This window comes from Planococcus sp. S3-L1 (genome assembly GCF_030063085.1).
Lineage (GTDB): Bacteria > Bacillota > Bacilli > Bacillales_A > Planococcaceae > Planococcus > Planococcus kocurii.
The window spans coordinates 22,482-33,175 of the sequence record NZ_JASISN010000030.1; the positions used below are offsets into that span (position 1 = coordinate 22,482).

General features: G+C 37.3%; 11 protein-coding genes and 1 pseudogene. 1 reads left to right on the top strand and 11 read right to left on the bottom strand.

The features are described 5' to 3' along the window. Nucleotides 1–7: 7 nt before the first annotated feature. The 3 genes from QMF37_RS17365 to QMF37_RS17375 form a co-directional block, all read right to left on the bottom strand. On the bottom strand, nucleotides 8–808 hold the full coding sequence (locus tag QMF37_RS17365) for a S8 family serine peptidase (RefSeq protein WP_283479018.1): 801 nt from the start codon (nucleotides 806–808) through the stop codon (nucleotides 8–10). A gap of 348 nt (nucleotides 809–1,156) precedes the next feature. Further along, nucleotides 1,157–1,372, bottom strand: a complete 216-nt coding sequence (locus QMF37_RS17370; protein WP_283479019.1) for a hypothetical protein — start codon at nucleotides 1,370–1,372, stop codon at nucleotides 1,157–1,159. After that, a complete protein-coding gene (locus QMF37_RS17375) occupies nucleotides 1,350–1,979 on the bottom strand; it encodes a DUF3990 domain-containing protein (protein ID WP_283479021.1) in 630 nt (209 codons plus the stop codon). The genes QMF37_RS17370 and QMF37_RS17375 overlap by 23 nt, the downstream gene beginning before the upstream one ends. 463 nt (nucleotides 1,980–2,442) lie before the next feature. On the opposite strand from QMF37_RS17375, the gene QMF37_RS17380 reads away from it, so the two are divergent. Beyond that, a complete protein-coding gene (locus QMF37_RS17380; protein ID WP_349307312.1) occupies nucleotides 2,443–3,618 on the top strand; it encodes a beta-carotene 15,15'-monooxygenase in 1,176 nt (391 codons plus the stop codon). 486 nt (nucleotides 3,619–4,104) lie between these two features. Here the strand turns inward: QMF37_RS17380 and QMF37_RS17385 are convergent, their stop codons facing one another. The 8 genes and pseudogenes from QMF37_RS17385 to QMF37_RS17420 form a co-directional block, all read right to left on the bottom strand. Beyond that, nucleotides 4,105–4,923 (bottom strand): permease prefix domain 1-containing protein, encoded by an 819-nt coding sequence (locus tag QMF37_RS17385; RefSeq protein ID WP_283479022.1) that lies wholly within the window; start codon nucleotides 4,921–4,923, stop codon nucleotides 4,105–4,107. Then, nucleotides 4,920–5,261, bottom strand: a complete 342-nt coding sequence (locus QMF37_RS17390) for a PadR family transcriptional regulator (protein WP_283479025.1) — start codon at nucleotides 5,259–5,261, stop codon at nucleotides 4,920–4,922. Before QMF37_RS17390 ends, QMF37_RS17385 begins: the two co-directional genes overlap by 4 nt. A gap of 300 nt (nucleotides 5,262–5,561) precedes the next feature. Next, nucleotides 5,562–5,726: pseudogene (locus tag QMF37_RS17395) on the bottom strand (thioredoxin reductase); the annotation flags it as partial. A 16-nt stretch (nucleotides 5,727–5,742) separates the two neighbouring features. Next, the gene (locus QMF37_RS17400; protein WP_071153770.1) at nucleotides 5,743–6,528 is read right to left on the bottom strand and encodes an ABC transporter ATP-binding protein; all 786 of its coding nucleotides are present in this window, start codon (nucleotides 6,526–6,528) and stop codon (nucleotides 5,743–5,745) included. Between the two features lie 29 nt (nucleotides 6,529–6,557). Then, entirely contained in the window at nucleotides 6,558–7,592 is a 1,035-nt protein-coding gene (locus QMF37_RS17405) for a FecCD family ABC transporter permease (protein WP_078080493.1), read from the bottom strand. After that, a complete protein-coding gene (locus QMF37_RS17410) occupies nucleotides 7,585–8,601 on the bottom strand; it encodes a FecCD family ABC transporter permease (RefSeq protein ID WP_283479026.1) in 1,017 nt (338 codons plus the stop codon). The genes QMF37_RS17405 and QMF37_RS17410 overlap by 8 nt, the downstream gene beginning before the upstream one ends. 67 nt (nucleotides 8,602–8,668) lie before the next feature. Next, entirely contained in the window at nucleotides 8,669–9,652 is a 984-nt protein-coding gene (locus tag QMF37_RS17415) for an ABC transporter substrate-binding protein (protein ID WP_078080495.1), read from the bottom strand. Nucleotides 9,653–10,037: 385 nt separating this feature from the next. Further along, nucleotides 10,038–10,694 (bottom strand): DUF3169 family protein (locus QMF37_RS17420; RefSeq protein ID WP_283479028.1); only part of this gene is annotated, 657 nt, incomplete at its 5' end.

Sequence of the window (10,694 nt, forward strand, 5' to 3'; positions counted from 1 at the left end):
TCCATTCTTAATTAGAATTTTTTATAACACCATAGCCGTATTCACGATCGTAACCTTTTTCTCCCATATCTATTGCCCGTTTTTTTAAACTTGCAATTAAAGCTTCTTTACTTAAAGATTTTTCTTTCTCATTCATCATATCAATAATGTATTTTGTTGCATTTGCAGTTGCAAAGGATGTTCCACTATAGCTTTCTGTATATCCGCTTTTATCTGTTGCTGATATATCTTCTCCTTCAAAAGAAAAATCGATCTTGCCTTTACCAGAAGAACTTAGTCTTTTGAGTTTGGAATCGACAGCTGTGATTGATAATACATCCTTATATTTCGCAGGAAAATCAACACCGAACCCAAAGGTATTTCCAGCCGCTGCTATAATTAGTATGCCTTGCGCAGAGGCCTCTTCAATAATAGTTTTGACTTCTAAATTTTCCGTTTGATAACCAAAACTAATATTGATAATATCGACTTCTTTTTCGATACACCATTCGATGGCTTTAATTACGTCTTCTGGCTTACCTCTACCTTCTTTATCCAATACTTTTACATCAAACAAATCTATCTTACTACTTATGATAATACTGGCGATTGGAGTTCCATGATCCATTTCATCATGAGTCGGACTTTTTGGATCAATAATATTAAACTCGTCTTTAACAGGAAATTCCAGATACTCCTCATTGATACCACTGTCCAAAATTGCGACCTTAACTTTTTCTGTTTTTACCGCTTCATTACCTGTAATGTAATGAGTAGCTATGACCAAACTAAGAATTAAGGTGACGGTAACAAATAAAAAATTTTTCATTTTTTCTCCCTTACTAAAAATACTAAAGTTAACATTTTTTGTCTGGCCTGACTATTTAATTATGTATTAGCATTTCGAAAATTACAATAGTAATTGAAATTATTATTTCAAGTTAACTATAATTCCAAGGTTAAATATTAGCTGTAGAATTAGATACAAGTTTTTGGTCACTCCTAGGTATAAGTAGTCCTCTATTGAGAATATGTAATATTTTTATAATCCATTATTTATCTGAGAACGTAAAATATCTTGTGTAAATGAATAAATAGAAAAAGGACGAAGAAAAGAGTTTCCTTTTCTTCATCCTTTTTATTTTAGGATCTATAGTAGCACCTGACATTTATCATCTTATTTTCGATTGTTTATAATCTCGCGCGCAATCCATGATGGTCCTTTGTGAGCAAAGGCAGAGTTATCGATATCAATATTAGCCATAACTCGACCAGCAATATCAGTTGCTTCTTCTCTAGTCAAAGACTTATTTTGACGATGTGCAAAATACACCAACGAATCTTCTAAATCTTTTGTCAAGCGTGTGCGATCAATTGCAGTTGCGGTAGCCATGAATATCTAACTCCTTTCCTCCGCCTACTTCAAAGGCTTTAGTTAATTTGAGTATATCACAAATATCTTGCGTATGAATAGATAATTGTCTGGTACGTATGGTTTTATCCAAAATACCCTTAATTACATCTTCCTTCACTAATTCCCCGTCTCTGAACTTTGAAACTAACTCAGCGGGGTTATTATCACTCATAATTCCATATATAAGAGGATACTCATGTAAAAGTCCTTCCATAGCACGTATTCGATTGTCAGCTATGAATGTAGCAAATTCTAGATTGTTAATATCTAGTACTTTAAGATTCCCCGCCTCCCAATAAGGAAGTGGAGCAAATTCAAATTCCAAAACAACAGGTTCAAAAGCTTCAGGTGGTAAAAACTCTTCTAACCCATCACTTCTTTTGAACTCAACTTGACGTTTGATAAATTCTTCTGCCATGTCTTTATCGGGAGCTAAATAGAAACCTGGTCCGAAATCTAACTCTGAACCTAAAGAAACATCATATTTCACGCCTTCTATCATTATACTGTTGTAGCCAACTTTTGTGGTCCCATGATACCACTTCGTCTTTTTAAGATTCTTCAAAGTTTTGTTTTTTAGTGTCAATTTTTGTCACTCCTATTTAATTCCACAACCTTTATTGAGCCATAAAAATGATATATTGTCCAATTAAAAATGATAAAAGAGCTGTTGCTTAGCTGCTCCCTCATCATTAAATATTCACCCGTTTTATACCATCCTTTTCACAATACCTTGCGGACTTATAATCTTAACTGATACTTCACGGTTTATTCTCGACTTGTGATAACTGAGTACTCGGTTGATTTCTCTATCATCACTTTAGAAACCTTAACCATCCCTTGTACAGTTTAAAGGCTTCTAAAGTGCCAATTGCAGTAGAGTTGTACGATGTTAATGATAGTTTGTTAGTTCCTTAAAATTTGTTCTTTCTTGAATAAAAATCCTGACTTCCATTTTTGTTACCAGAACCAGAATTGACTTGTTCATAACAATCAACTTTTCAAAGGTTATGACAATCCTCTATTTCTTATAATTAAGTGGTATATTTATGGAAAGTAATTACCAACATAATGATTATTGTGATGACTTCTCAATATGGAAGTTAACTAATGATGTAAGTAAGAACGGTTACTCTTCGACAACCAAACAAAGTAAACTACTAGTAAAAATAACCGAGGTGAAAAGTATGGTGTTTAATAAAATTTCGATGCGTATGATATGGCTTCTTCTGTTTCTACTCGTCTTGACTTCCAACTTTGCTTTATATCGCACGTCACTGGGAGTCAGCATATTGCCGGCTGATACGCAACCTGTGGTTCTGGGCTCTCTTATCGATTTAACCATTGTGACTCCCGTATTGTTTTTATCTTGGCAACAAAAATTAAGTTGGAAGTACCTGCTTACATTGATGGCTGGAGGATTGATTCTCGCTCGCTTTGTGATTCCAATGCAATACTTATCTCCATTTAAGACGCTCACCCTCTTCGGCTTTGCAGTAGAAGCTGCATTCGTTTTGCTCGAGGTATTGTTGCTGTTAACACTCTTTAAGTATTTGCCTGAAATCATCCAAAGTGTAAAGAAGAGTTCTTTACCGCAGCTATTTTCTTTCTCCCATGCAGTCGACCAAAAAGTGAAGAAACAACCGATTATACAAGTAATCTGTTCAGAAATGCTGATGTTCTATTATGCTTTTTGTCTTTGGAAAAAAGTGCCTGCACCTAGAGAAAATACGTTTACACTTCATCAGAAATCAAGCCTAATTGCATTTCACGCCATGATGATTCATGCAATTGTAGTCGAAACTTTAGGTGTGCATTGGTGGCTGCATGATAAGTCGTTGATTTTATCGTTGCTTTTGTTAGTTCTTAACATCTATTCAATTGTTTTATTTTTAGGTGATATTCAGGCAATACGATTTAACCCACTGCAAATTGCTAATGATCGTATGTACGTTTCGTTGGGACTGATGAAACGCATGGAAATAAGATGGGAGGATATTGACGAGATTATAGAAGACCGTTCCATCTTAGAACAAAAGCTCACAAAGAACACCATTGATTTCGTAGCCCGTGATTTTGAGCAAGCTTATCCGGACGTCATCATCAAATTAAAACATCCACAAGAAGCTACCCTGCTGATGGGAATGAAGAAAAGTTATGAGCAAGTTGCTATTCGAGTAGATGAACCAGAAAGGTTTAAAGAAGTACTGAAATCCAAACTTTGATTGTAAAAGAGGCACGTGCTTGTACACAGTTGTAAAACTGTTAATTCAAGCAACATATGCAATTTAAGGTATAGGTTTGAGAAAAGAGTAGCTCTGTTGCGCAACCCAAAAATTAGATGTCAAATCTAATTTTTGGGGTATTTTTATATGACAAAGTTTTCTATAGATTAAGCGGAGATAAATGATTGGATATGAGAATAGTATCGACATTCCTCTGCTGCTTATACTTACTTTTCCTAATAAAACTGCAGCAATGCTTATTTCTCAACCTTATGAGATATAACGCACTTTAATTGCTATTTTGTTGTGTTTTTCAAATTGACCTTTTTTACTCCGAATCATTCATATTGTCCCTTTATAACAGATTTTTTTGATGAAGTTTTGAAATATAAAGAAAAGAGAAGAAGATTGTCGCCTTCTTCTCTTCATATTAGGAACCATCATTTTTGATAATATAATCTGTACCTGACCACTAATTTTGAAATTCTAGTTGATATTCACGCTTCTCTTGCCTACCAGAATATAAACCAAATATCCGATTATATTAAAAAAAGCAAAAGCAATAATCCAAGCAACATTCAATCGTTTATGATGATAGGCATTGATCGTTGCCCAAATTGTGAATAGCGTTGCATAGATGGCTAATCCTGAAAATAAAATAATCCCCATCCAGCTGCCGATAAGTCGTGTTTCCATTTCAACGTACCACTTATTTCCCCCACCACTTCCATAGGGATAAAAGTTCGCTAGTAGCCAATCTGGAGACCAAACAGACTTACTGTATTGATACTCAGGTTTTGCATTCTCTACGTAACCAAATACGGAATTTATACCTACACCACTGACATTATAGATTTTAATTTCTGAGATCTGATCTGTTCCATCGATTAAGGCAGCAATTTCTGTTTTCATTGAATCGGTAAGTGAACTTTGGCTTCTTAAAACTTCGTGTACAGCTGTAGCAACTTCGGAATTCTCAGAAGCATTTTCATTTTCGTATGCAGAAATCAAGACAAATGCCACAATACTTAACAGTAGAACTGTTATGGCTAAATATAAAATCCAATTAGCAAATATTCGTTGTGCCTTAAACAATTGACCAACTATCGAACGCATTTCTTGTTCTCCACCAAAACGTTCAATAGCAAGTTGAATTGCTTCTTTCTCTGATTTCCCTTCTTGTTTCAACTCGTGAACTGCTTCTAACAAGTGGCTTTTCATTTCTTTTTTTGATTCATTAATCTCTTTTTTATTCCCACCGACACCCTGATACACTTCCTCAACATATGCTTCTATTTGTTTCATCCCTGTTCTCCCCTTTCTAAAAATAAGTCCATAAGTTTTTTAACAAATTCCCACTCTGAACGTTTTTCTTCAAATCCTTTTTCACCTAAAGATGTGAGTTTATAGTATTTTCTTCTTCCTCCTGGTCCTTGTTCGTCGCCCCAGTAAGATGTGATCCATTCATTTTTTTCTAATCGTTTTAAAGACAAATATAAGGTTCCCTCTTTTAATTCGAATTGATCTTCGCTTTTTTCACGAACGATTTTAGCGATTTCATACCCATACATATCCCTGCCGTGTAAAAGAGAAAGAATTAACGTATCAATATGGCCTTTTAATACTTCTTTATTAATTTCCATTTCCACACCCCTTTATATTATTTTATTTCAAACTACTATATAATACAAGGTATTATTTTATTATTTCAAGTTTTTTAGTAATTAAAAAAAAGCATCTCAAAAGAGATACTTTTCTGTACGCATTAAAACACCTAATTTTTCAGTACGTAAGTATCGACAATCCTCTATTATTAGAAATAACTTCATAACACAAAAAGAATATAGATAAGGCACTTGAATAGTTAGTTGAACCTCTAACTGCTCAAGTGCCTTACTTCGTTTATTCTTATTTACAAAACCGTGCTAGTTAAAATTTCTTTCATCCCAAACTAATTTTTTGGGATAAATATTTAGTTTTCCTCCAAGCACTGAATGGTACTCGATTAATTTTACTTTCATCTCACGACATCCACTATAAAACGTAGAAAAAAGTCCCGCGGGTCCACCACCAATGATATTTACGTCAAAAATCTCTTTAGGCTTCATCGAAAAACTCCTTTCTTTAAATTTTTCTACCCTTGCCATATGGAATGCATACAGGGGTCCCATATAAGGGATCTTTCCCTATCTCACAGCGCATGGAAAATACATCGTTAACCATTTGAGGGGTGATCACCTCTTCTGGTTTGCCTTGAGAATAAACATTCTTATCGCAAATGGCTACAATGTGATGCGCATAACGGCACGCTAAATTTAAATCGTGAAGAACCATCACGATGGTTCTGTTTTCTTTTTCATTTAACTCAAACAGAAGATCTAAAATTTCGATTTGATGCGCTAAATCTAAATAGGTTGTTGGCTCATCTAATAAAATAACATCTGTTTTTTGAGCAAGGATCATCGCAATCCAGGCACGCTGTCTTTGACCACCTGATAACGAATCCACCGTTTTTTCTTGAAATTCTTTCATATCGGTTAGTTCTAACACACGATTGACGACAGACTCATCTTCCTCCGACCATTGCTTTAACCAGCTCTGATGAGGATACCTGCCCTGTTTAACTAGTTGTAAAACTGTTAGACCTTCTGGAGCTAACGGAGTTTGAGGAAGAATAGCCAGTTTCTTAGCTACTTCTTTTGTGGACTGTTTTTTTAACCCCATCCCATTTAGCAAAATCTCTCCAGTTTGTGGTTTGATAAGTCTTGCTAAAGATCGCAACAAGGTCGATTTTCCACAGCCATTGGCTCCAACAAAAACGGTGATTTCTCCTTTTGGGATGGTTAATTGTAAATCTTCAATGACTTTAGTTTGACCATAGCCTAAGGATAAAGAATGTGCTTCTAACATACGTATTTCCTCGTCCCCTTTCTACCGCATTATCCATTTCGATTTCGAAATAGGAGATAAATGAAAAATGGTGCGCCAATGGCAGCCGTAAATACGCCCGCCGGAAGATCTAAGGGTAAAAATGCAGTGCGCGCCACAAAATCAGCTAACACCACAATCATTCCGCCAATCAATGCCGATACCGGTATAAGTGCAGCAAATGAGCGACCAATCAGTAACCGCCCAATGTGTGGTGCGATTAAGCCAACAAATTCGATTCCTCCCGCGAAAGCTGCCGCCGTTCCCGCAAGAACAACACTGATCAGTAGCAACAAAAAACGCCTAGATTGAACTTTCACACCAAGCCCAGTCGCAATATCATCTCCCAATTCCTTGACACTTACAGAACGTGCCAGAAAAGCCGTCAACGGAATAAATAGGAGAACAAAAGGTAACATCGAATAGACATGTCCCCAATTTGAACCGTATAAACTGCCGGTCAACCAGAGATAGGCTTTGGTGGTTACAGCTGTATCGCTCAACACAATCATCATTAAGACAATCGCTTTCATCGCAGCTGCGATTCCGATACCGATTAATACAAGACGAATGGGTGTTACCCCGTTATTCCATGCCAGCAAATAGATGATTGAGGCGACAATTACTGCCCCTAAAATGGCAGCTAGCGGCATAAATACTGCACTAACCGTTCCTAAGAAAACCACAATAAAAATAATTGCGCCCGCAGAAGCTCCGGCTGTGATGCCGATAATGTCTGGCGAGGCTAAAGGATTCCGTATAATTGCTTGCAAAATAGATCCTGCCACGCCTAAAGCTGCGCCGACCATAAAGGCAAGTAACACGCGTGGCAATCTCAGTTCGTTCAGTATAAAGTCCGGTTCTACAATACCCATTAAATTTTTAATGATGAGCCATGGACTGATAAAACTACTCCCAATCGACAGACTCATCATCAATATCGCGATAGCTAATAAAGCGAGTGCTATTACAGTAGTAATGGTTTTTTTATCGACTTGAAAAGAAAAATTTTCTGATTTATTTTTAACCGTAATGTATCTAGCCACTCTTCACCACGCCTTTCCGAGCAATGTGAATGAAAAACGGTGTTCCAATTAACGCCGTCATCACACCAATGGGCATTTCTTGTGGAGCAATAATAAATCGAGCAGCCACATCTGCCAGTAGCAGTAAGCTAGCCCCCATTAAAGCACTCAAAACAATCACCCACCGGTAGTCAGGTCCGACGATTCCTTTGACTAAATGAGGAACAATCAAACCAATAAATCCAATTGAACCTGCTACGGCTACGGAGCCACCAGCCAATACAATAACGACTATACCAATGACCACTTTTAACAAGGCCGTTCGTTGACCTAAGCTCTTCGCTACATCTTCTCCTGCAAGTAAGATGGTCACGGGTTTCCCTAAGAATAAAGCAATGATTAAGGCGACTAGCATATAGGGCAAGACGGGAATAATCATATCTAAACTTCTTCCCGATACCGATCCTGCTAACCAAAATAAGATGCTCTGCAGTCGTTGTTCATCAACCACAAGCAACCCTTGTGTAAATGAAACGAAAAGGGCAGAAATGGCAGCGCCGGCTAAGACCAATCTAATAGGCGACAACCCCTCTTTTCCTAGTGAACCCAGAAAGTAGACAGAGACCCCTGCCACTCCTGCACCTAAAAAAGCAATCCACATATACGACTGCAGGGAATCTACAGAAAAAAAGGTCGCTGACAAGACGATAAAAAATAACGCTCCTGCATTAACGCCTAAGATATCTGGAGAGGCTAATGGGTTTCTCGTCATCGCCTGCATTAATGCACCTGCTACAGCTAAGTTAGCGCCTATAAAGGTTGCAATAATGGTTCTTGTCATTCTAGAAGTTGTGACAATAATGTGTTCGGTATTCGTTGCATCAAAGTAAAGAAGTGCTTCGATCGTCGTCCAAAATGGAATTGAGTTTTGCCCTAATGAGAGACTCAAAACAAATGAAAAAATCATCACCATAATAGAAGCAAACAAAACAACTAATTTAAAAGGTTTATGAGCTGACAACTTCCTCATATTTATCCCTGCTTTCCATAGCCATTAAAGAAAGTAAGGGATGGGATTCCCCCACCCCCTTCTCGTTTTATTTTTCTAATCCGAATCGATCGTACATATCATCCAACATGAGATTCGCTGAAATGATCCCGCCACCAAGATTCCATACAATTTCGTCTACCTCATAAACTCGATTTGATTTGACAGCGTCAAGATTTTCCCATAACGGATGGTTGGTCCACTCTTCATACGTTTTAACCACCGCTGGATCGTTTTTGTCCATGAAAATATAAAAAGCATCCGCATTCATTTCTGTAATGCTTTCTTTGTCTGTTAATTTGATGATATCTGGACTGTCATCTTGCATATTTTTGGGTCCTTCAAATCCAAGTTCAGCTAAAATGGATCCTGCAAAACCGGTGTAGTAAATACGAGAGTGATCTGCTCTAAAATTCAACACCGCAACGTGCTCTGGAGCTTCATCACCCATCTTCACTTCTAACTTTTCTTTAAAATCAATGACTCGGTTATCCCAATCCTCGATGACTTCTTGAGCTTCAGTTTCTTTATGTAAGGCTTGTCCCATCAGATTAACCGTGTCTTTAAAGACAAATACGGTTTCATGAACAATCGTTGGTGCAATGGCTGACAACTGTTCATATACTTCTTCGTGTCGAATTTTAGACGCAATGATTAAATCCGGCTTCAATTTGGCGATTTCTTCTAAGTTTGGCTGTGTTTCTTGTCCGACGATTGGAACTTCACCTAACTCTTCTGTTAAATAATTGTAAACGGGTTGTTCATCCCATGATTCCACAATGCCAACGGGCGTTACACCAAGGGCGACGGCTGCATCATTTGCGCCTTGATAAAGAGTCACCACTCGCTGGGGTGTTCCTTTAATTTCTGTAGTTCCCATCGCATGTGTGATAGTTTGACTCTTTTCATCACTTGCCGACTCTGCTTCTGTATTAGACGATGCCGAGTTGCTACACCCTGCGATAACTAAAGATAACGATATTAACGCTATACTTAAAAAAATTGTTCTCTTTTTACTCTGATTCGAATACAAATCGCTTCACTTCTTCCTTTTTTGATTAAGTTCTTATTGATAATGAAAATCATTATCAATAAGAACTTAATTTTTATTATAACGACTCTCTACTTGTATAGCTACCCTTTTTCAAAAGTTTTCTATTTAACAATTATTTAGAGCGCGTAAAATATGTTATGCAAATGAATAAACAGAAAAAAGAAGACCATTTCTTGTGGAATTAAGTCACCACAACTAATTCACAGAAAAAAGGCCTTCCCAGGGACTCAGTATACGGCAAACACCACAGAAAAACTAACGTAAATGTGGCGTTTATCAACTACTAGAACCACCACGCGGCGAATAATAAACGACCAAAAAGCACAGATTTCTTATTCAGAAATCTGTGCTTTTGATTAATGATTTATTTATTTCGTACATGGATTAGATACTGGATGTTGGTGACCGTTAAGATAATAATGATCGTAAAAATACTAAAAAGCTGTGAAGAATCTGAAGCAATCGAGTATAACAACAATAGGATCACCGCTCCGACTAAAAGAGAATTCATCGTATAATGAGTTTTGTATAACCCACCAAGCATGACATGTTTTTCTCCGTCATCAGAAACTTCTAGTAACTTTTTTGCGTAATCTGTGTCATTGATTGAAGGAAGTTCACGCTCTGGATACATTTTTTGTACAAGACTAGAAAGTATGAAAGAGAGTGCAGCGCTGACAAACGCTAAAGCAATACCTGTCACAAGCATCCAAAAAGCTTGACCTGTTATAGCAGTCACACTTAAAGCTGCTAAACTGATCAACATGGCAACGTTGGAACAAAGACTGGCGTCTGAATACCGTCTGTACATACGTCCTTCTGCGGCATCTTCATCATCTCCGGTAAATTCTTGATTGGTAAGTGACAAAACGCTGAAATAGAAATATATCGTAACACGCGTGTTGATTAACCAATAAATGACAGACTGCTCCTGCTGAGCGTAAAGTACTCGTAGAGAAACGTCGTCAGTGCATCCAGCCAAATCAGCGGTAAGGTGCCGGTCAATAGCGTTCGCTGAAAG